This is a genomic window from Rhizobium sp. NLR8a, from assembly GCF_019685235.1.
Taxonomy (GTDB): domain Bacteria; phylum Pseudomonadota; class Alphaproteobacteria; order Rhizobiales; family Rhizobiaceae; genus Rhizobium.
Map to the genome: position 1 here is coordinate 65992 of NZ_JABDWI010000004.1, position 19325 is coordinate 85316.

Annotated in this window: 22 protein-coding genes; 8 read left to right on the forward strand and 14 right to left on the reverse strand. The window is 62.8% G+C overall.

What is annotated here, in order from left to right:
* Positions 1-4: 4 nt before the first annotated feature.
* A complete protein-coding gene (locus HJC04_RS08575; RefSeq protein ID WP_210629501.1) occupies positions 5-697 on the reverse strand; it encodes a glutathione S-transferase family protein in 693 nt (230 codons plus the stop codon).
* Positions 698-955: 258 nt separating this feature from the next.
* On the opposite strand from HJC04_RS08575, the gene HJC04_RS08580 reads away from it, so the two are divergent.
* Complete coding sequence (locus HJC04_RS08580; RefSeq protein ID WP_210629500.1) at positions 956-1753, forward strand: undecaprenyl-diphosphate phosphatase; 798 nt, start codon at positions 956-958, stop codon at positions 1751-1753.
* A 232-nt stretch (positions 1754-1985) separates the two neighbouring features.
* Here the strand turns inward: HJC04_RS08580 and HJC04_RS08585 are convergent, their stop codons facing one another.
* The 8 genes from HJC04_RS08585 to dnaN all read right to left on the reverse strand — a co-directional run bounded on the left by HJC04_RS08585 (position 1986) and on the right by dnaN (position 7943).
* The gene (locus HJC04_RS08585) at positions 1986-2138 is read right to left on the reverse strand and encodes a hypothetical protein (RefSeq protein WP_041678526.1); all 153 of its coding nucleotides are present in this window, start codon (positions 2136-2138) and stop codon (positions 1986-1988) included.
* 328 nt (positions 2139-2466) lie between these two features.
* Positions 2467-3447, reverse strand: a complete 981-nt coding sequence (locus HJC04_RS08590; RefSeq protein ID WP_210629499.1) for a complex I NDUFA9 subunit family protein — start codon at positions 3445-3447, stop codon at positions 2467-2469.
* 110 nt (positions 3448-3557) lie between these two features.
* Positions 3558-3845 (reverse strand): DUF1330 domain-containing protein, encoded by a 288-nt coding sequence (locus tag HJC04_RS08595; RefSeq protein ID WP_221145761.1) that lies wholly within the window; start codon positions 3843-3845, stop codon positions 3558-3560.
* Between the two features lie 25 nt (positions 3846-3870).
* Positions 3871-4578, reverse strand: coding sequence for an orotidine-5'-phosphate decarboxylase (gene pyrF / locus HJC04_RS08600; RefSeq protein ID WP_210629497.1), 708 nt, complete (start codon positions 4576-4578; stop codon positions 3871-3873).
* Positions 4557-5165, reverse strand: a complete 609-nt coding sequence (locus HJC04_RS08605) for a histidine phosphatase family protein (RefSeq protein ID WP_221145763.1) — start codon at positions 5163-5165, stop codon at positions 4557-4559. Before HJC04_RS08605 ends, pyrF begins: the two co-directional genes overlap by 22 nt.
* A 1-nt stretch (position 5166) precedes the next feature.
* Positions 5167-5766, reverse strand: coding sequence for a phospholipid N-methyltransferase PmtA (gene pmtA, locus HJC04_RS08610; protein WP_210629495.1), 600 nt, complete (start codon positions 5764-5766; stop codon positions 5167-5169).
* A gap of 96 nt (positions 5767-5862) precedes the next feature.
* Entirely contained in the window at positions 5863-6768 is a 906-nt protein-coding gene (locus tag HJC04_RS08615) for a DUF72 domain-containing protein (RefSeq protein ID WP_221145765.1), read from the reverse strand.
* A 56-nt stretch (positions 6769-6824) separates the two neighbouring features.
* Entirely contained in the window at positions 6825-7943 is a 1119-nt protein-coding gene (gene dnaN, locus HJC04_RS08620; RefSeq protein ID WP_004673935.1) for a DNA polymerase III subunit beta, read from the reverse strand.
* Positions 7944-8202: 259 nt separating this feature from the next.
* Between dnaN and rsmI the strand changes: the two genes are divergently transcribed.
* From rsmI to HJC04_RS08645, 5 genes are all read left to right on the forward strand, one after another.
* Positions 8203-9120: a 16S rRNA (cytidine(1402)-2'-O)-methyltransferase gene (rsmI, locus tag HJC04_RS08625; RefSeq protein WP_210629493.1), complete on the forward strand. Its 918-nt coding sequence runs from the start codon at positions 8203-8205 to the stop codon at positions 9118-9120.
* A complete protein-coding gene (locus tag HJC04_RS08630; protein WP_221145767.1) occupies positions 9110-9478 on the forward strand; it encodes a YraN family protein in 369 nt (122 codons plus the stop codon). The genes rsmI and HJC04_RS08630 overlap by 11 nt, the downstream gene beginning before the upstream one ends.
* A 117-nt stretch (positions 9479-9595) precedes the next feature.
* Positions 9596-10099, forward strand: a complete 504-nt coding sequence (locus HJC04_RS08635; RefSeq protein ID WP_210629491.1) for a cupin domain-containing protein — start codon at positions 9596-9598, stop codon at positions 10097-10099.
* Between the two features lie 87 nt (positions 10100-10186).
* Complete coding sequence (gshB, locus tag HJC04_RS08640; protein WP_210629490.1) at positions 10187-11134, forward strand: glutathione synthase; 948 nt, start codon at positions 10187-10189, stop codon at positions 11132-11134.
* 154 nt (positions 11135-11288) lie between these two features.
* Complete coding sequence (locus tag HJC04_RS08645; RefSeq protein ID WP_221145769.1) at positions 11289-12821, forward strand: YifB family Mg chelatase-like AAA ATPase; 1533 nt, start codon at positions 11289-11291, stop codon at positions 12819-12821.
* Positions 12822-12930: 109 nt separating this feature from the next.
* Here the strand turns inward: HJC04_RS08645 and cysK are convergent, their stop codons facing one another.
* From cysK to HJC04_RS08660, 3 genes are all read right to left on the reverse strand, one after another.
* Positions 12931-13893, reverse strand: a complete 963-nt coding sequence (gene cysK / locus HJC04_RS08650) for a cysteine synthase A (RefSeq protein ID WP_221145771.1) — start codon at positions 13891-13893, stop codon at positions 12931-12933.
* Positions 13894-14037: 144 nt separating this feature from the next.
* On the reverse strand, positions 14038-14655 hold the full coding sequence (locus HJC04_RS08655; protein WP_210629487.1) for a LysE family translocator: 618 nt from the start codon (positions 14653-14655) through the stop codon (positions 14038-14040).
* A 114-nt stretch (positions 14656-14769) separates the two neighbouring features.
* Positions 14770-15669, reverse strand: a complete 900-nt coding sequence (locus HJC04_RS08660; protein ID WP_221145772.1) for a DMT family transporter — start codon at positions 15667-15669, stop codon at positions 14770-14772.
* A 112-nt stretch (positions 15670-15781) separates the two neighbouring features.
* Between HJC04_RS08660 and HJC04_RS08665 the strand changes: the two genes are divergently transcribed.
* Entirely contained in the window at positions 15782-16246 is a 465-nt protein-coding gene (locus HJC04_RS08665; RefSeq protein ID WP_221145774.1) for an Lrp/AsnC family transcriptional regulator, read from the forward strand.
* Between the two features lie 85 nt (positions 16247-16331).
* Here the strand turns inward: HJC04_RS08665 and HJC04_RS08670 are convergent, their stop codons facing one another.
* Positions 16332-17126 carry a hypothetical protein gene (locus HJC04_RS08670; protein ID WP_259668831.1) on the reverse strand — a complete coding sequence of 265 codons (795 nt, stop codon included), beginning with the start codon at positions 17124-17126 and terminating at the stop codon, positions 16332-16334.
* 32 nt (positions 17127-17158) lie between these two features.
* On the reverse strand, positions 17159-17629 hold the full coding sequence (gene dut, locus HJC04_RS08675) for a dUTP diphosphatase (RefSeq protein WP_221145776.1): 471 nt from the start codon (positions 17627-17629) through the stop codon (positions 17159-17161).
* 90 nt (positions 17630-17719) lie between these two features.
* Between dut and HJC04_RS08680 the strand changes: the two genes are divergently transcribed.
* Complete coding sequence (locus HJC04_RS08680; RefSeq protein ID WP_221145778.1) at positions 17720-19303, forward strand: peptide chain release factor 3; 1584 nt, start codon at positions 17720-17722, stop codon at positions 19301-19303.
* Positions 19304-19325 lie beyond the last annotated feature (22 nt).

Sequence of the window (19325 nt, forward strand, 5' to 3'; positions counted from 1 at the left end):
CTCGTCAGAAATCCAGATCGGCATAATGCGAAACCGGGGTCAGGCCGCGCACCCGCTCGGTCAGCATCGGCCGGAAGGAGGGGCGCGATTTCAGCCGCTGGTACCATTCCTTGACGACCGGAGCCTCGGCCCACTCGATCTCGCCGAGATAATCGAGGATCGAGATCGAGGCGGCGGCGGCAAGGTCGGCATAGCTCATCCGCTCGCCCGCCAGCCACTGACGCGAGCCGGCAAGCCAGGTGAGATAACGCATATGCTGGCGGATATTCGCGCGGGCCGTGCGCAAAATCTTCGAATCCGGCGCTCCGCCGCCCTGATCGGCGGTCATCTGCAACTTGTAGACACGCTCGCGGGCGAGCGGCTTCGTCACGTCGTTTTCCATTTTCTGCATGAACCATTCGCTCAGCCGGCGGATTTCCGCCCGCTGGAACGGATCCTCGGCGAGCAGCCGCCGGTCGCGCTTCAAGACCCCGTGCGTCTCGTCCAGATATTCGGAAATGACGCTCGCGCCACAGAGCGCACGCATGCTGTCGTCGACATAGACCGGCAGCGTACCGGCCGGATTGAGCGCCAGGAAATCGCGGCGCTTCTCCCATGTCTGCTCTTCGATCAGATCCGCCTGATAGCCGTATTCCGCCAGGATCAGCCGGACGAAGCGAGATGCGGAGGACATGGGATGATGATAAAGCGTGGGCATCGATACTCGGGCTTTATGATTGCTGTTACAGGACTGTGTGGCAGCTCGTTTATAGCGCCTTAGTCATGACTCATTGGTTGAAGCTATAGGAGTTTGGCCCGGCCAACACAAGCGAATCGGCTTTCACGCCATCTGACAAGGGACAAAACACACGTCTTGCGCACGAGGATAACGGCTGCTTGATCGGCTCAGACGCAGCTCCGAGCATTTCCCGCAGGAAGTGCTCGGTCCGAACGACCTTTAAACCGGAGACAATTTATGGACTATATCAATGCCGCCATTCTCGGTGTCATCGAGGGGATCACCGAGTTTCTGCCGATCTCCAGCACCGGCCATCTCATCATTGCGGAGCAATGGCTCGGCCACCGGTCGGACATGTTCAACATCGTCATTCAGGCGGGCGCCATCCTTGCCGTCACGATCATCTACTGGCGCCGCCTGCTGGATCTGGTGCTTGGCTGGCGCGAGCCCGAGAATCGGGACTATGCCTCCAAACTGATCGTCGCATTTCTCATCACCGCAATCCTCGGCCTCGCCGTCAAGAAGCTCGGCTTTGAACTTCCCGAGACCGCGACGCCGATCGCCTGGGCGCTCATCATCGGCGGCATCTGGATGATCTTTGCCGAATGGGCCGCCGCGCGCCGGCCGCCGCATAAGCAGATCACCTGGCTTGTCTCTATTCTGGTCGGCATCGCCCAGATCGTTGCCGGCGTCTTTCCAGGGACGTCACGCTCCGGCGCCACGATTTTCGTCGCCCTGCTGGCCGGCACCGGCAATCGCGCCGCGGCGACCGAATTTGCCTTTCTCGTCGGCATCCCTACGATGTATGCCGCAAGCGGCTATGAGTTGCTGAAGACCTTCAAGGATGGCGGCGCGGCAGGTGAAGACTGGACGGCGCTCGCCATCGCGTTCGTGGTCTCCACGATCGTCGCTTTCATCGCCGTCAAATGGCTGCTCGCCTATATAAGGAGCAACCGCTTCACGCTCTTTGCCATCTACCGCATCATTCTCGGCGTCCTGCTGCTCGGCATGGCCGCGACCGGCATGATCGCCTGAGGCAGCTGCAACTGCATTCGCGCAACTCCCGGCGCGAATGCATTGCCCTGTCGGAAGTTTGCGCACAAGGACCCGCTCGCCGGCAAACGTCGAGTTTTCAGATCTATCTTGAGGAAGGACGCTCGTCGCCGCTTTGAAGCAGGCAATATCGAGCCTTCATTGCGGAACGCCTGGTTCGGCGTTCCCGACGGCTTGTCTTCGTGGATGCCGGCGCAAGGTGCCGGCCTTTTCGTCAGTGGCTGATCGAAGCCGTCGAGCAAGGATCGACGCCGTAGGCCGGCGAGCAGTCGCCCTTGACCGCCGCGACCGAACCGGGCGCAACGAAGGAGCCTGCCATGATAATCAGCGCCGCACACGCAAAAAGGAGCGCGATTGACTTGCCCATCGATAAATGCCTTTCACAGTGATTGCCGCACGCCTTCGCAGACGTTGAGTCCGTTGGAAGACGCGGGGTTTGGTAGTCAGTGGAATGACAAATAGCAATAAACGTTCCTGCTAAATTTGGCGTTAATTCCACAAAATTTCCGCTGCGCCTTTTATGCAACGCTGCTCGATACAGCCGGCAGGAAAACAGGCCGAGCTTGCGCCGGCATCGCGGCGCCGCGCGCCGTTCAGGACGCGCAAAGGACGCCGCAACTGTTAAGGTGCTGCGGCAAAGCAAAACGCCGCACGCGGGATCGGCGGACGGCGTTATCGTTCCTCGGGAAAGATGGTCAGGCGGCCTTGCCGGAGCCGGTATACTGGCCGTGCGGACGGTACTGCACGAGATAGGAGCCGAGCACCGATGCCGGCATGGTGGGCGTAATGCCGAGTCCCTTCAATGTGCGGCCTTCCGCCTCGGCCTCTGGGGATACGACGTTGTCGCGCTTGAGCAGGCGCACCTGGTCCGGCGTGATCGGCGGTGTCACAAAGGGGATCAGCGAGGCGATGCTGCCGATCAGCGAAGCCAGGCCGAAGGGCAGGGACACCAGCGGGTTCTTGCGGCTCGTCACCTTCAGCATCATCTCGAGACATTCGCGGAAGCTCAGCACCTCGGGTCCGCCGAGCTCATAGATCTTGCCGCCGGCAACCTTGCCGTCGACGGCGCGGGCGACCGCCTCGGCGACGTCCTCGACATAAACAGGCTGGAATTTCGTCCTGCCGCCGCCGACCAGCGGCAGGACAGGCGACATGCGCGCCATGTCGGCAAACTTGTTGAAGAAGCTGTCCTCCGGTCCGAAGACGATCGACGGACGGAAGATCACCGCATCGGACTTGATGGAGAGAATGGCCGCTTCCGCGCGGCCTTTGGTGCGGCCATAATCCGAATCGGAATTGGCGTCGGCGCCGATCGCCGAAATATGGGTGAGAGTCGCGCCGGCATTGCGCGCCGCTTCTGCAACCGCGCGTCCGCCGAATTCCTGTACCGCGTCGAAAGTGTTGCGGCCGGTCTGATGCAGAATGCCGACGCAGTTGATGACGTGGCTGGCGCCCTCGACGGCACGGTCGATCGAGTTGCGATAGCGCAGGTTCGCCTGCACGAAGGAAATCTGGCCGACATTGCCGAGCGGCTGCAGGAAGCCGGCGAGATCAGGTCGGCGCACGGCGACCCGGATGCGATAGCCGCGCTTGGCGAGCGCCCGCACCACGTGCCTGCCCACGAAGCCGGAGCCTCCGAACACGGTGACGAGCGGCGGCAGGTTGGCAAGGGTCATGGCAGGCTCCTCGAAAGGCTGTGCGGGATGCTGTATCGGCTCCGTCTTAGCCGAATCCCGGCGCGACGGGAAGGCCTATCGCGCTGCGAGTTTTGCGGATGCGAAGGGACTCAGACGCCTTCGACGACCACCATTTCCGCATCCGCCACCTCCTGGCGGATTTTCGCGGCGATCTGGTATTCCGGCGAGTTGTAGCAGTCGACCGCATGCTGCATCGACGGGAATTCTATCACGACGTTGCGGGCGCGCGCCTTGCCCTCGAGCTCGGTGATGGCGCCGCCGCGCGCCAGGAAATTCGCGCCGTATTTTTCGAAGGCCGGTTTGGCCGCCGCCACGTAATCCTTGTAGCGCTCGGCGTCAAGAACGTCGACGCGGGCGATCCAATATGCCTTGGCCATGATCTTCTCCCTTGTGCTTTTGAATTCAGCGGTTTGCCGGCCAGAGCGCGCTCACCATCTCGTTGAGGACGGCGCGGGCCGCCTCTTTCGGATCGGGCGCCTTGACGATCGGCCGGCCGACGACGAGATGGGTTGATCCCGCCTTCAGCGCATCGAACGGCGTCATCACCCGCTTCTGGTCGCCCTTGTCGCTGCCGGTCGGGCGAATGCCGGGCGTGACGATCGCCATGTCGGGACCGACGACCTCCCGCACCTCGGCCGCCTCCGCCGCCGAGCAGACGATGCCGCCCATGCCGGCGACGCGCGCCTGTCCGGCGCGACTGAGCACCAGGCTGTGCGGGTCCTGGCTGTAGCCGGCCTCGGCAAGGTCCTCGGCATCCATCGAGGTCAGCACGGTGACGCCGAGCAGGCAGAGACCGGAGCCGGCCGCCGCCTCCACCGCCGCCCGCATCGCCTTCGGATAGGCATGCAGCGTCAGCATCGACATGCCCATCTTGGCGATATTCTCGACGCCTGACGCGACCGTGTTGTCGATGTCGAGCAGTTTCATGTCGAGAAAGATCTTCTTGCCGCTTGCGGCAAGGTCGCGGGCGAATTCGAGGCCGCCGGCAAAGACCAGCTGATAACCGATCTTATAGAAGAGAATGTCGTCGCCGAGCGTGGAAACCAGTCCTTCTGCCTCGCCGATCGTTGGGACATCCAGGCCGACGATCAACCGCTCGCGTGCATCCATGTGAAGTCACCCCGCCAGTTTTCGATGGACGTCCAGTCGCATGTCAGGCCGAGATCCGCAAGGCTGAAAGCATAGAGATTGCCGCCGCCGGCCGGCTGGTCGCGGTCGCGGGCGATCGGCCGTCCCGCCAGATGGCATTTCAGCAGCGTGCCGACGCCGCCATGGCCGACGAAGGCGATCGGTGCGGCCGCATCATGTGTGGCGAGAACGGCCTTGACCGCCGCGACGATGCGGGCCTGCGCGTCGACGGCGCGCTCCCAACCTTTGAAGCTTTGTTCCGGATTGGCAAAGAACCAGTTTGCCGCCTCTTCGAACTGCGGCGGCGGCAGGAAGCCGGTGGCCGAGCGGTCGTTCTCGTGCATGCCATGGACGATCTCGACGCTGATGCCGGAAGCGGCCGCCAGGCTTTCGGCCGTTTCGATCGCCTTCGTCTCGTCGCTGGAGACGATGCGGGTCAGCCGGCTGGCCCAATCGCTCTCGGCAGCTTTGCGGGCGCGGGCGGCGCCGACCTCGGAAAGGCCCCATTTCGGCACCGGAACATTCGCATCGATCTTGACCTGCGGATGGGTGATATAAAGGCCGAACATCTCAACCGCGCCGGTAGATCCAGAGCTGCGCCGGCGGGATGTTGCGCATGACGAAGTCGAAATGCTGAATGTGATAGCGGTCGGGATTGGCGGCGATCGGCGAGATCGCGCCATAGGAAATCTGCACCACCGGTCGGCCGGCGGGCAGGCGGTCGAGCAGGCTTTCGAGCAGCGAGACGCGCATCGCCATCGGGAAATTCAGCAGCGGAATGCAGGAAATGACGCAATCGAACGTCCGGTCGCCGTAGTCGCCGAGCGTGGTCTGCAGATCGAAAGCATCGCCGTTGATGAAGTGCACGCCGGGATAGGTCCGCAGCAGATGCTGGTGGAAATCCGTCGAATATTCGATTGCGATGAGATTTTCCGGTTTCACGCCGCGGCCGAGGATGGCCTTGGTGATGGCGCCCGTGCCCGGGCCGAGTTCCAGCACCGGCAGCCCCGAATGCATATCGATGACGCTGGCCATGCGCTTGGCGGTAATCGAAGAGGTCGGCACGATCGAGCCTACCGTCTTCGGCCCCTGCATCATGCCCCGGAAGAAACGGATTTCCTCATCAAATCTCTTCCCGAGGTGTTCCTTCACCTTGACCCGTAAGCGCATTCTCCACCCATCCGCACGTTGATCGACTGTCTTACATATGCTGCTTGTCGCTCCCGGGACAAGGATTTTCGCAACGAGGACATCGGCATCAACAGCTCATGCGGCCTTTCGCTGGGTATGAGGCATGAGGTCGGCAAGTCTTTCGCTCAAATGGCCAGCGTCGACAGGGGCGCGCAGTTTCTTATCGGTGTTGTCGAAATAAAGATAGACGTCGCGGCCCTTGGCGCGCGCCGGCAGCGGCGCAACTATCCGCGTCGCATTCTCCGGTTCTCCGCCCTGTGCCCAGGCGCGGATGCGCTCGGCCCATAGATCGAGCGCTTCGTCCTCATAACCGCTGACATAAAGCTGTTCGGAGCCGTGCAGGCGGCAATAGATGAAGTCGGCGGTGATATCCATCAGCAGCGGCCATTTCACCGTATCGGCGCAGACGAGCGCCGCCTTGTGTCGCCGGAGCATCTCGATGAACTCGGCTGAGCGGAAGCTGTCGTTGCGGATTTCGAACGCATGGCGGATCGGCTGGTGTCCGTCGCTTTTGAGCCAGGCCTGTTTGAGGCGCTCGTCATGCCGCTTGGCAAGCGTTATCGCCGCATCGTGATCATGCGGCAGCAACGACAGAAAATTTTCGAAGCGATCAGGATCGAAGACCATATTGGCCGGAAACTGCCAGAGGATCGGCCCGAGCTTGGGGCCGAGCCTGAGCAGGCCGGAGGCGAAGAAATTGGCAAGCGGCGCCTCGATCTCCCTCAATCGCCGCACATGGGTGAGGAAGCGCGGCCCCTTGACCGCAAAGACGAAATCGTCAGGCGTTTCATCCCGCCAGCGGCCGAAGATTTCGGGCCTCTGCAGCCCATAGAAAGTGCCGTTGATCTCGATCGAGCGGAAGTGACGGGCGGCGTAGGAAAGCTCCTGCTTCTGCGGCAGTCCCTCCGGATAGAATTGCCCGCGCCAGGGCGCATAGGTCCAGCCTGAAATGCCGATGCGCACCGCTCCGGTTTTTTTCATTCTGGAATCCTCCTGTTTGACAGGAGGAAAACCGGAAGCGGACGCCTTCGTTCCCGTCAGACGCGCATCGGCATCAAGACGTAGAGCGCGTCGTCACCGGCAGTGTCGCGGATCAGCGTCGGCGAGCCGGCATCGGCCAGCAGGAAGATCGCTTCCTCGCCGGAAAGCTGCGCGGTGATGTCGAGCAGATATTTGGCGTTGAAGCCGATTTCCATCGCATCCGTGTCGTAGCCGACGGCGACTTCTTCCGTGGCGCTGCCGGAATCCGGATTGTTGACGGTCAGCATCAGCTGACCTTCGGACAGCGCCAGCTTCACGGCGCGCCCGCGCTCGGAGGAGATCGTCGAGACGCGGTCGACGGCCTGGGCGAAGGTCGTGCAATCGACGCGCATTTCCTTGTCGTTGCCGGTGGGGATGACGCGCTGGTAATCCGGGAATGTGCCGTCGATCAGTTTCGAGGTCAGAACGATCGAGCCGATCGTCATGCGGATCTTGGCGTCGGAAACCTCGACGGTGACGATTGCTTCCGGATTGTCGACCAGCTTCTGCAGTTCGCCGACCGTCTTGCGCGGAATGATGATGCCGGGCATGCCCTCGGAGCCCGACGGCGCGTCGACATCGGCGCGGGCCAGCCGGTGGCCGTCGGTCGCGACCGCCCTGAGCTTCAGCTCACCATTGCTCTCGATCGTGTGGAAGAAGATGCCATTCAGATAATAACGTGTCTCTTCCGTCGAGATCGCGAACTGGGTGCGGTCGATCAGCATCTTCAGATCGGTCGCCTTCAGCTTGAAGGAATGCGTGAAGGTGCCGGCGGTCAGATCCGGGAAATCGGATTCCGGCAGGCACTGCAGCGAGAATTTCGAGCGGCCGGACTGGACGGTCATCGAGCCGCCATCGGTGCTGGTCGCCAGCAGCACTTCCGAGCCGTCGGAAAGCTTGCGCACGATGTCGTAGAGAAGATGGGCGGGAACGGTGGTGGCGCCTGCTTGTTCGACGCTTGCCGGCGTCGCCTCGGTGATTTCGAGGTCGAGGTCGGTCGCCTTCATGTCGAGGTTCTGGCCGTCGGCCTTGAGCAGTACGTTGGACAGGATCGGGATCGTGTTGCGACGTTCGACCACACGGTGGACGTGGTTCAGCGATTTCAGAAGGTTTGACCGCTCAATAGTAATACGCATGGGATGCTACCGCTTTCGACCGTGACTGCCCGGGCGCATCGAAGGCCCGAAGAATGCTTTCCCGATTTAGGTCGGGGGAGTGGACGGGCAAAATGGCAGACTTCAGCATTGGATGGCAAGAGGCATGGACGGCCGAGCCCTCGCATTTCAGGTTTTCCGGAGCAATCCTCACAGAAATCCCAACCCTTGCCGAAGCCGCAGCGCTCGCCCATAAAGGCCGATGAACCGGCAAGGCGCCGGCGGCACGAAGGCAAAGGGCATGAACGAGCAAACCACAGCCGAGGACGCCACGAGGCGAAGCTTCCGCCTGCACAACATGGCGGTGCCGGCGCGGCCGCTGGAGCCGGCGCTCTATCTGGTTGCCACTCCCATCGGCAATCTCGGCGACATCACGCTGCGCGCATTGGAAACGCTGGCCGGCGCCGACGTGCTGGCATGTGAGGATACGCGCGTCACCCGCGTTCTGCTCGACCGCTACGGCATCCAGAACCGCCCCTTCGCTTACCACGAGCACAATGCCGACGAAGCCGGCCCGCGGCTTATCCAGGCGCTGGAAGCCGGCCGGTCGGTAGCGCTGGTGTCCGATGCCGGCACGCCGCTCGTCTCCGATCCCGGCTACCGGCTGGCCCGGCAGGCGATTGCCGCCGGTTACCGCGTCATTCCCATTCCAGGCGCCTCGGCGCCGCTCGCCGCCCTTGTTGGTTCCGGCCTGCCGAACGACGCCTTCCTCTTCGCCGGTTTTCTGCCGCCCAAGGACAAGGCCCGCCGCGATCGTCTCGGTGAATTGGCCGCAACTCCAGCGACGCTGATCTTTTTTGAATCGCCCCATCGCATCGGCGCGACGCTGTTGGCTGCCGCCGATGTGCTCGGCCCGGAGCGGCCGGCTTGCGTCTGCCGTGAATTGACCAAGACCTATGAAGAATTCCGCCGCGGCACGCTGGCCGAACTCGCCGCCCATTACCAGCAGGTGGAAAACGTCAGGGGCGAGATCGTCCTCGTCGTCGGTCCGCCGCAGCCGGCGGAAACGTCCGAGGCCGATGTCGAGGCCGTGCTTGCCGACCTGTCGACGTCGATGCCGACGGCAAAGGCTGCGACCGAGGCCGCCCGTCTCACCGGCCTGCCGCGCAAGGCGCTCTATCAGCGCCTGCTGGAGCTGAAGGGCGGCAATGGGCGATAAAGACCCCACTGCCATCAAAAGGAAAGCGCTGCGCCGTGGCCGCATGTCGGAATATGTCGCCGCCGTCTTCCTGATGCTGAAGGGATACCGCATCCTGGCGCTGCGCCACCGCACCCGGCTCGGCGAGATCGATATCGTCGCCCGCAAGGGCGATCTCGCCGTCTTCGTCGAGGTCAAGGCCCGCCATGGCGAGGCTGCGGCCATCGACGCCGTCTCTCTCGCCGCGCAGAAGCGGATCCGGGCGGCAAGCGATCTCTGGCTCGCCCGCCAGGCCGATCACGCCCGCCTTTCCCAGCGCTACGATATCGTCGCGGTCATGCCCGGCCGGTTGCCGCGGCACTTTCCCGACGCCTTCTGAGCGCTTTGCCCGGCCGAGTTTCCGGATTGTTAAAATTTTAGTCCCGGGTTGAACGAGCTCCTTACCTCTCTCTGCTACCCACCATCGCGGTAGGGATTAAGAATTGGGGGTTGTTGCGTGGCCTGGAAGATGATGCTTGCAAGTGCGGTCGGCATGGCTGCGCGCTCGGTGCCTTATATCGCGCTGAAGCCGGCCGGGAAGTCCTTCGTCGCGCATGCGAGCGACCACCTGCCGCTGAAATCGACGCCGATCAATCCCGACTGGATCATCAGCGGCAATCCGGAAGCCCGCACCGCCGAACATTCGCGCGGCCATGACGAGGCGTCGCTGACGGCGATCTGGGACTGCACGGCGGGCGAATTCCGCTGGTATTTCGGCTGGGACGAGACCGTGATGATCCTCGAAGGCGAGGTCCATATCACCGCCGAGGACGGCACGGAACGGACCCTGTGCGCCGGCGACGTCGCCTTTTTCGCAGGTGGAACCTGGGCGAGCTGGCGGGTCGACAGTTACGTCCGCAAGGTCGCCTTCCTGCGCAAGCCTTTCCCGAAGCCTTTGGCAATCGCCTACCGTCTGCGCAACATGCTGCGCAACGGCGGCAGCCAGGGCATCGCCGCCTGAAAATGGCGACTGCCGCAAGCCTTCGATGACCGTTGCGTTTGATGCCGGGCCGACCTACATCTGTCCGGCATTCAGCGAGGGACGGAAATGGCCAAGATCACCAATGTAGCGGTCCAGATGGATCATGTCGCCGGCATCAATATCGCAGGGGACTCCACCTTCGCCATGAGCCTGGAGGCGCAGGCGCGCGGCTACAGGCTCTTCCATTATACCCCCGAGCGCCTGAGCTTCCGCGACGGCAAGCTCTTTGCCAGCGTCGAGCCGATGCTGCTGCGTGACGTCAAGGGCGATCACTTCGAACTCGGCGCGCCCGAGCGCGTCGATCTCTCGACCATGGACGTGGTGCTGCTGCGCCAGGATCCGCCCTTCGACATGGCCTATATCACCTCGACGCATCTCCTCGAGCGCATCCATCCGAAGACGCTCGTCGTCAACGATCCGGCTTGGGTGCGCAATTCACCGGAGAAGATCTTCGTCACCGAATTCGCCGATCTGATGCCGAAGACGCTGATCACCAAGGATCCCGCCGAAATCCGCCGCTTCCGCGACGAGATGGGCGACATCATCTTGAAGCCGCTCTACGGCAATGGCGGCGCCGGCGTCTTCCATTCGACCCGCGACGACCGCAACCTCTCCTCACTGCTGGAAATGTTCGGCCAACTCTTCCGCGAGCCCTTCATCGCCCAGCAATATCTGCCCGACGTGCGCAAGGGCGACAAGCGTATTATCCTTGTCGACGGCGAGTTTGCCGGTGCCATCAACCGCGTGCCGGCCGAGCATGACAGCCGCTCCAACATGCATGTCGGCGGCCGCGCCGAGGCGACCGAACTGACGCCGCGCGAAAAGGAAATCTGCGCCCGCATCGGCCCCGCGCTGAGGGAACGCGGCTTCCTGCTCGTCGGCATCGACGTGATCGGCGATTACATGACCGAGATCAACGTCACCTCGCCGACCGGCATCCGCGAGGTCAGGAAGTTCGGCGGCGCCGATATCGCGGCCCTGCTCTGGGACGCGATCGAGCGCAAGCGCGGCTGAGGCTGCGATCGGGTGCAACCGCGATTACTGCTGCTTATCCGCCTGCGTTCTTTTATTGTTCTTGTTTTAGTCCTGCTTCCGTGCCAGATTGCAACCGCTGGCTTTCAACGGCCACGGGGCGGTCTCTAAGAGTTTGCGGGACAAGGGTGGGCATATGGTCGCGCGTGTCAGTACGGTAGCATTCCAGGGCATCGAAGGCGTGCCGGTCGAGGTCCAGGTCATGATCGCGCCTGGCAAGGTCGGCATGCAGATCGTCGGCCTGCCTGACAAGGCGGTCGCTGAAAGCCGCGAGCGCGTTCAGGCCGCCCTTCACGCCTCCGGCCTGGCGCTGCCGGGCAAACGGGTGACCGTCAACTTGGCGCCCGCCGATCTGCCGAAGGAAGGCTCGCACTTCGATCTGCCGATCGCACTCGCGCTGATGGCGGCGCTCGGCGCCATTCCTGGCGACGCGCTGACCGATTATGTCGTCGTCGGCGAACTCAACCTCGACGGAACGATCGCCGCGATCGCCGGCGCGCTGCCGGCCGCGATCGGCGCCAATGCGCTCGGCAAGGGGCTGATCTGCCCGGCCGAAAGCGGCGCGGAAGCCGCCTGGGCCGGCGCCGAGGTCGATATTCTCGCACCGCGCAGCCTGATTGCCCTTGCCAATCATTTTCGCGGCACGCAGGTGCTCTCCCGGCCGGAGCCGTCGATCCGCGCCAATGCCGCCAACCTGCCGGATCTTGCCGAGATCAAGGGCCAGGAAAGCGCAAAACGTGCGCTCGAGGTGGCGGCCGCCGGCGGCCACAATCTCCTGATGGTCGGGCCTCCCGGTTCCGGCAAATCGATGCTGGCGTCGCGGCTGCCGTCGATCCTGCCGCCGCTTTCGCCCGCCGAACTGCTTGAAGTGTCGATGGTCCATTCGATCGCCGGCCAGCTCACCGGCGGCAAGCTGTCCGATCGCCGGCCCTTCCGCACCCCGCATCATTCCGCCACCATGGCCGCCCTTGTCGGCGGCGGTCTGCGCGCCCGGCCGGGCGAGGCCTCGCTCGCCCATCACGGCGTGCTCTTCCTCGACGAGTTCCCCGAGTTCACGCCGCAGGCGCTCGATGCGCTGCGCCAGCCGCTCGAAGGCGGCGAATGCGTCATTGCGCGCGCCAATCACCGCGTCTCCTATCCGGCGAAATTCCAGCTGATCGCGGCGATGAACCCCTGCCGCTGCGGCATGGCCGGTGAGCCCGGCCATACCTGCGCCCGTGGCCCGCGCTGCATGAGCGACTACCAGGCCCGCATCTCCGGGCCGCTGATGGACCGCATCGATATCCGCATCGATGTGCCGGCCGTCTCCGCCGCCGATCTGATCCGCCCGATGGCGGCCGAGGCCAGCGCCGATGTCGCCCGCCGCGTCGCCCGCGCCCGCGAGCTCCAGCAGGAGCGCTTCGCGCGCGCCGGCGCCAGGGATATCGGCACCAATGCCCGCTGCTCCACATCAATGATCGAAAAACTCGCCGAGCCCGATGCGAGCGGCCTGCAACTCCTGCGCGACGCCGCCGAGAAGATGAAATTCTCCGCCCGCGGCTACCACCGCGTCCTCAAGGTCGCCCGCACGCTCGCCGATCTCGACGACAAACCGACCGTTGGCCGTTTGCATCTGGCTGAGGCGATCTCCTACCGGATCGCCGGCGAGAGGTTGACGGCGGCCGCCTGAGCGCAAGCGAATAGGGAGTTGCGAATAGCGACTAGTTAATCGGCTTGCCCGCCGCAAAGCAGGTTACATCCTATTCGCTATTCGCTATTCGCTATTCGCTATTCGCTATTCAGCTCCCCAACCCCTCAAACAGCGCCGTCGACAAATACCGTTCCGCAAAAGACGGTATGATGATGACGATATTCTTGCCGGCATTTTCCGGCCGGCTGCCGACCTTGATCGCCGCCGTCAGCGCCGCGCCGGAGGAGATGCCGACCGGCACGCCTTCGAGCCTTGCGATGAGGCGGGCCTGTTCGAAGGCCTCGTCGTTGGTGACGGTCACGACCTCGTCATAGATGCCGGTATCGAGGATCTTCGGCGCGAAGCCGGCGCCGATTCCCTGGATCTTGTGCGGGCCGGGATTACCGCCTGAGAGCACCGGCGAATCGGCAGGCTCGACGGCGATGATCTGGATCTCGGGCTTGTGGCTCTTCAGCACCTGGCCGACGCCGGTGATCGTGCCGCCGGTGCCGATGCCCGAGACGACGATATCGACCGTGCCGTCGGTATCGTTCCAGATTTCCTCGGCCGTCGTCTTGCGGTGGATCTCGGGATTGGCCGGGTTTTCGAACTGCTGCGGAATGATGGCGTCGGGAAGGGAGGCGGCGAGCTCCTCGGCCTTGGCGATGGCGCCCTTCATGCCCTTCGACCCTTCCGTCAGCACCAGCTCGGCGCCGAGCAGCGCCAGCATCTTGCGGCGTTCGACCGACATGGTCTCGGGCATGGTGAGGATCAGCCGGTATCCCTTGGCGGCGGCGGCAAAGGCGAGTGCGATGCCGGTATTGCCCGAGGTCGGCTCGATCAGCACCGTTTTGCCTGATGTGATCTTGCCTTGCGATTCCAGGCTTTCGATCATTGCCACACCGATGCGGTCCTTGACGGATGCGATCGGATTGAAGAATTCGAGCTTGCCGATCAGGTTTGCCACCACACCCTTTTCCCGCGCCAGCTTGTCGAAGCGCACCAGCGGCGTGTCGCCGATGGTCTCGGTGATCGAGGAATAGATGCGGCCGCGGCCGGGTTTGTGCGACATGGTTCTCTCCCTTTGGACTTCATTCCCTGAAATCGAGGAGGAGAATAGGGTCAAAGACGGAATGAGACCAGAGCGCGTTCGCGCCGGGCGGGGGTGGCGGAGAGAAAATAAGCTTTGAAAACCGCCTCTTGGCGGATGTTTATTTCAGGCTGCCCGCGTCGCGATGAACGCCGCCGTGCCCGCAAGGATGCCGGCTGCAACCCGGTTCAGCGCCCGCAGGGCGCGCGGCTGTTTCAGCATCGTGCGGGCGCGCGCGGCAAGCAGCATATAGGGCACCAGCACGGTGATCAGCACCACGAAGGTGACGGCGAGCAGAAGCGCATAGTCGCGCAGGGTGATATTGCCGATATCGATCAGCGTCGGCGCCAGTGCGACATAAAACAGCATCGTCTTCGGGTTGCCCAGCGTCACCAGCAGGCCGGAGAGGAAGGACAGGCCGACATTGCCGGATTTTTTCGCGGCAATATCCTGCGGCAGCAGCCCTGCCGTCCACAGTTTCCAGGCGATGTAGCCGAGATAAAGAGCGCCGGCGACCTTGATGATGAGGAAGACTTCCGCGAAGGTCTGCGCGACGAAAGCCAGGCCCAGAATGACCGCTGTGAGATAGGTCATATCGCCGAGCACCAGGCCGAGGCCCATGAAGAAGGTCTCGCGGAAATTCGAGCCGAGCGCACGCGCTACGATGGCGGTGATGCCGGGGCCGGGAATGGCCGCGGCGATGAACAACGCTCCGGCATAGGCAAGCAAGGCGGCAAAGCTCATGGGGTGGCTCCTCTTCCCCGCCGTTTTATATCCGCTGGGCCGTGCCATCAATCCACCGGCGCTGATGGATGCATCACCAGAAGGAATGCCTGCCGCCGCGTGCCTGCCGATACCTCAGCCCTGAAGCGCCCTCGGCCGCAGCCATCTTGGGCTCCAGCCGAGGTTCATGCCGGCGGCGGCAAGCAGGATGATTGCAGCGCCTGCGATCTGCATCGGCTGCAGCGCGTGGCCGAAGGCCAGCCGGTCGACGAGGATCGCGGCGATCGGATAGAGGAAGGACAGCGCCCCGGTCAGATGAGTCGGCAGCCGCTGGATCGCACCGTAGAGCAGCACATACATCAGCCCGGTATGGACGACGCCGATCGTCACCAGGATCGCCCAGCCGCCGGCATCGCCGGGAAGCTGCGAAAACGTCGTCATCGGCGCCAGCATCAGCATGCCGGTTGCGACCTGGATCAGCGCGATCAGATGTGGCGGCGTTCCTTTCAGCCATTTCGCGGCAAGGGCTGCCAGCGCGTAGAAGAAGGCCGCACCCAGCGCCATCAGGATGCCGAGGCCGTAGCCATCCGATGCCCCGCCGGCCTCAGGTTTCGCTTCGACGATGGCCGCCATGCCGGCAAAGGCGAGCGTCAGCCAGAACAGCTTGGCGGCGGTGATCTTCTCGCCGAGGAACAGCGCCCCGAGCACCAGCAGCATGAAGGGCTGGGTGTTGTAGACGGTCGTGGCGATCGAGATCGTCGCATGCGAATAGGAGGCGAAGAGCAGCAGCCAGTTGACGACGATGGCGACGCCGCCGAAAACCGCGATGCCGAAGGCGCGCAGCGTGATGATGCCGGGCCGCAGCAGTCCGAGGGCGCCGCAGATGACGAGCAGGGTCAGCGCGCCGAACAGGCAGCGCCAGAAAACCACACCGCTGACCGGCTGGCCCGACATGACGACGAACCAGCCGATCGTCCCCGAGATCAGCATCGCTGCCGTCATTTCCACCGAACCTCTTTTGATATCGCCGCTCATGGTCGCCTCCGTTTTTGCTGAGGTGATAATATTGCGGCTGTACGCGAAATTATATAAAGATAGGAATGAATTTCCCCGATGTTGCCTAATAATAAAAGGAAAGGAAACGCTGATGCCTAACGGCGCCCAGATGCTTGATGAAATCGATCAGACCATTCTCGAAGCGCTGGCCGGCAATGCCCGCATCTCGCTGAAGGAGCTGGCACAGCAGGTGGGCCTCTCCTCGCCCAGTGCCGCCGAGCGTCTGCGCCGGCTGGAGGAGCGCGGCGTCATCAAGGCCTTCACAATCGATCTCGATCCGGCCGCCGTCGGTTATCCGCTGCAGGCGATCATCCGCGTGCGGCCGCTGCCAGGACAGCTGCACATCGTCGAGCGCCTCATTCAGGAAATTCCCGAGATCGTCGAATGCGACAAGGTGACGGGCGAGGATTGTTTCATCGCCCGTCTGGTGGTGCGCTCGATGACCGAGCTCGACGGCATCCTCGACAAGGTTGCCGAACGGGCAGAGACCAACACCTCGATGATCAAGTCGTCGCCCGTCAAACGCCGTCTGCCGCCGCTTTCACGGAAAAGGTAGATATTGGCTGAGTAGGAGCCGAAATTCGCCATCGACGCGTCTCGTGCGAAAACTCGAGGCGGCGGCATCGACCAATCCACGGTCCTTAGTTGCCTTCCTTGAGAACTCCTCTCAGGCATTTCTCAAGCTGATTTTTTTTATCAACGGCGTCCCGACATTCACGAACGGCATATGCTGCCGCCATTTCAGCGTTGATCCTGAAGCCGGGAATCCTTCCGGGACTGAAAGTCGCGGCAGCTCGACCAAAGGCATCGGTAAGTCCGATTGATTGCAGCAGTACTCCATAAAGGCAACCTACAGGATTGACGTCGCGGTCGACGATAACATTGATAACCGGGTTTCCTATTCGGCTCTCATGATAGCATGTCGACGTGTCCGGCTTGCTTCGAAGCGTGTCTATGTCGTGGACTGCTATTTGGCCCAACTTTGCCAGTTCAAGCGCATCACGATCGATGAATACGTTGAGAGTCTGGGTGTTTGGCGGCTGGTTCTGATCGTTGAACGGTGCATACGGCGTTGCAGGCGAGTAATCGATGGATCGACTAGCATCGAAATTGATACCGATTTCCGCGTAAGCCCCGATCGCAGAGAAGACGCGCAAAAGCTCAATCTGTAAGGATTGAACATCGCTCCTCTCCATACCCTTCACGTTGAGGACGATGTTCATCTCGATTGTTTTGTCGATGTCGAGAATCGGCGCTGTCGACTTCGCCATGGCAAAAGCCACGATCTCTTCCACAGACAAAGATGAGCGAATTGACTGAAGCTTTGTTGAATCGATCGCAAGCGCCGGCGTCGCAATCAGCGCTGCCGCTAGACCCATCACTACGCCCCATCGCGCTTTCTTGAATAGCATAAGCGCCCCCACAACGCTGCTCATCAACCGTTCGGCTGCTTCATTCGAACCGTTGATCAAACGCCGGTGGAGCCGAAGCCGCCTGCGCCTCGTATGGTCTCGCTCGCTTCGGTGATCTCCAAAATCCGCGCCCTTGTCACCGGCGCGATCACCATCTGGGCGATGCGCATGCCGCGCTCGATGGTGAAGGCTTCCTCGCCGAGATTGGCGAGGAGCACCTTCACCTCGCCGCGATAGTCGCTGTCGACGGTGCCGGGCGAATTCAGGCAGGTGATGCCGTGCTTGAAGGCAAGGCCGGAGCGCGGCCGCACCTGTCCTTCGAACCCTTCGGGGATTTCGAAGATGAAGCCGGTCGGCACCAGCGTCCGCTTGCCGGGCGAGAGCGTTAGCGGTTCGCCGTCGGCGACGGCGGCGCGCAGGTCCATGCCGGCCGCCCCTTTGCTTTCATAGGCGGGCAGGTCGAGGCCCTCGCCATTGGCCAGGCGGATGAGGTTCAGCGTCGGGCTGAGATCGTGATGAATGGTCATGGCCCATTACTTTGCGCGTGAGCGGCCGGGGTCAATTGCAATCGCGGCCTTTAATCGCTAGTTAAGCGGCAATTCCACAGGATTCACATCATGGCCGAAAGCCTCGCCGAGGCGGTCTCCCGCCGCCGCACATTCGCTATTATCGCCCACCCGGACGCGGGTAAGACGACGCTCACCGAGAAGCTGCTGCTGTTCGGCGGCGCCATCCAGCTTGCCGGCGAAGTCAAGGCGAAGAAGGACCGCATGCAGACGCGCTCCGACTGGATGAAGATCGAGCGTGAGCGCGGCATCTCGGTCGTCACCTCGGTGATGACCTTCGAATATAACGACAATGTCTTCAACATCCTCGACACACCAGGCCACGAGGATTTCGCCGACGACACCTATCGTACGCTGACGGCCGTCGACGCCGCCGTCATGGTCATCGATGCCGCCAAGGGTATCGAGCCGCGCACGCTAAAGCTCTTCGAAGTCTGCCGCATGCGCGATATCCCGATCATCACCTTCATCAACAAGATGGACCGCGAGAGCCGCGATCCCTTCGAGATCCTCGACGAGGTCGAAGAGAAGCTGGCGCTGGATACGGCGCCGATCACCTGGCCGATCGGCCGTTCGAAGACCTTCTGCGGTTCTTATCATCTCGCCAACAGCACCGCCCGCGGTTCCGACACCGAAGTCGAGACGACGCCGGTCAACGGCCCGCAAGCCGTCGCCGACAGGCTGCCGGAAAATGAGCGCCAGGCCTTTATCGACGAGACCGAGCTTGCCATCGAGGCCTGCCGCCCCTTCGACCGCGATTCTTTCCTCGAAGGCCATATGACGCCCGTCTTCTTCGGCTCGGCGCTGCGCAATTACGGCGTTCGCGACCTCATCAACGCGCTCGGTGAATTCGCGCCGCCGCCGCGCGACCAGATCGCCGACACCAGGACCGTGCATGCGACCGACGACAAGATGACAGCCTTCGTCTTCAAGATTCAGGCCAACATGGATCCGAACCACCGTGACCGCATCGCCTTTGCCCGCATCTGCTCGGGTAAGCTCGAACGCGGCATGAAGGCGAGGCTCGCCCGCACCGGCAAGCAGCTCGGCCTGACGGCGCCGCAATTCTTCTTCGCCTCGCAGCGCCAGCTCGCCGACACGGCCTATGCCGGCGATGTCGTCGGCATCCCCAATCACGGGACGCTGCGCATCGGCGATACGCTGACCGAAGGGGAATCGCTGGTCTTCCAAGGCGTGCCGAACTTCTCGCCGGAGATCTTGCGCCGCGTGCGCCTGGAAGACGCGATGAAGGCGAAGAAGCTCAAGGAAGCGCTGCAGCAGATGGCCGAGGAAGGCGTCGTCCAGCTGTTCTCGCCGGAAGACGGCTCGCCGGCGATCGTCGGCGTCGTCGGCGCCCTCCAGCTCGACGTCCTGAAGGAGCGGCTGATGGCCGAATACGGCCTGCCGGTCTCCTTCGAAACGTCCCGCTTCTCCGTCTGCCGCTGGATCTCGGCCGATCAGCCAGCCGATCTGGAAAAGTTCCTCACCGTCAAACGCGGCGATATCGCCCGCGATCTCGACGGCGATCCCGTCTTCCTCGCCCAGGATGCCTTCTCGCTACGCTACGAGGCGGAGCGTTACCCGGCGATCAAGATGGTCGCCATCAAGGAATATCACGCCGCCAAGGCGGCGTGATCGGGATTTTGGGAAGCGTGCG

Excerpts from the sequence above, each read along its gene's own strand:
- HJC04_RS08575 (WP_210629501.1), bottom strand. The coding sequence starts at position 697 with ATGCCCACGCTTTATCATCATCCCATGTCCTCCGCATCTCGCTTCGTC.
- HJC04_RS08580 (WP_210629500.1), top strand. The coding sequence starts at position 956 with ATGGACTATATCAATGCCGCCATTCTCGGTGTCATCGAGGGGATCACC.
- HJC04_RS08585 (WP_041678526.1), bottom strand. The coding sequence starts at position 2,138 with ATGGGCAAGTCAATCGCGCTCCTTTTTGCGTGTGCGGCGCTGATTATC.
- HJC04_RS08590 (WP_210629499.1), bottom strand. The coding sequence starts at position 3,447 with ATGACCCTTGCCAACCTGCCGCCGCTCGTCACCGTGTTCGGAGGCTCC.
- HJC04_RS08595 (WP_221145761.1), bottom strand. The coding sequence starts at position 3,845 with ATGGCCAAGGCATATTGGATCGCCCGCGTCGACGTTCTTGACGCCGAG.
- pyrF (WP_210629497.1), bottom strand. The coding sequence starts at position 4,578 with ATGGATGCACGCGAGCGGTTGATCGTCGGCCTGGATGTCCCAACGATC.
- HJC04_RS08605 (WP_221145763.1), bottom strand. The coding sequence starts at position 5,165 with ATGTTCGGCCTTTATATCACCCATCCGCAGGTCAAGATCGATGCGAAT.
- pmtA (WP_210629495.1), bottom strand. The coding sequence starts at position 5,766 with ATGCGCTTACGGGTCAAGGTGAAGGAACACCTCGGGAAGAGATTTGAT.
- HJC04_RS08615 (WP_221145765.1), bottom strand. The coding sequence starts at position 6,768 with ATGAAAAAAACCGGAGCGGTGCGCATCGGCATTTCAGGCTGGACCTAT.
- dnaN (WP_004673935.1), bottom strand. The coding sequence starts at position 7,943 with ATGCGTATTACTATTGAGCGGTCAAACCTTCTGAAATCGCTGAACCAC.
- rsmI (WP_210629493.1), top strand. The coding sequence starts at position 8,203 with ATGAACGAGCAAACCACAGCCGAGGACGCCACGAGGCGAAGCTTCCGC.
- HJC04_RS08630 (WP_221145767.1), top strand. The coding sequence starts at position 9,110 with ATGGGCGATAAAGACCCCACTGCCATCAAAAGGAAAGCGCTGCGCCGT.
- gshB (WP_210629490.1), top strand. The coding sequence starts at position 10,187 with ATGGCCAAGATCACCAATGTAGCGGTCCAGATGGATCATGTCGCCGGC.
- HJC04_RS08645 (WP_221145769.1), top strand. The coding sequence starts at position 11,289 with ATGGTCGCGCGTGTCAGTACGGTAGCATTCCAGGGCATCGAAGGCGTG.
- cysK (WP_221145771.1), bottom strand. The coding sequence starts at position 13,893 with ATGTCGCACAAACCCGGCCGCGGCCGCATCTATTCCTCGATCACCGAG.
- HJC04_RS08655 (WP_210629487.1), bottom strand. The coding sequence starts at position 14,655 with ATGAGCTTTGCCGCCTTGCTTGCCTATGCCGGAGCGTTGTTCATCGCC.
- HJC04_RS08660 (WP_221145772.1), bottom strand. The coding sequence starts at position 15,669 with ATGAGCGGCGATATCAAAAGAGGTTCGGTGGAAATGACGGCAGCGATG.
- HJC04_RS08665 (WP_221145774.1), top strand. The coding sequence starts at position 15,782 with ATGCCTAACGGCGCCCAGATGCTTGATGAAATCGATCAGACCATTCTC.
- HJC04_RS08670 (WP_259668831.1), bottom strand. The coding sequence starts at position 17,126 with ATGAGCAGCGTTGTGGGGGCGCTTATGCTATTCAAGAAAGCGCGATGG.
- dut (WP_221145776.1), bottom strand. The coding sequence starts at position 17,629 with ATGACCATTCATCACGATCTCAGCCCGACGCTGAACCTCATCCGCCTG.
- HJC04_RS08680 (WP_221145778.1), top strand. The coding sequence starts at position 17,720 with ATGGCCGAAAGCCTCGCCGAGGCGGTCTCCCGCCGCCGCACATTCGCT.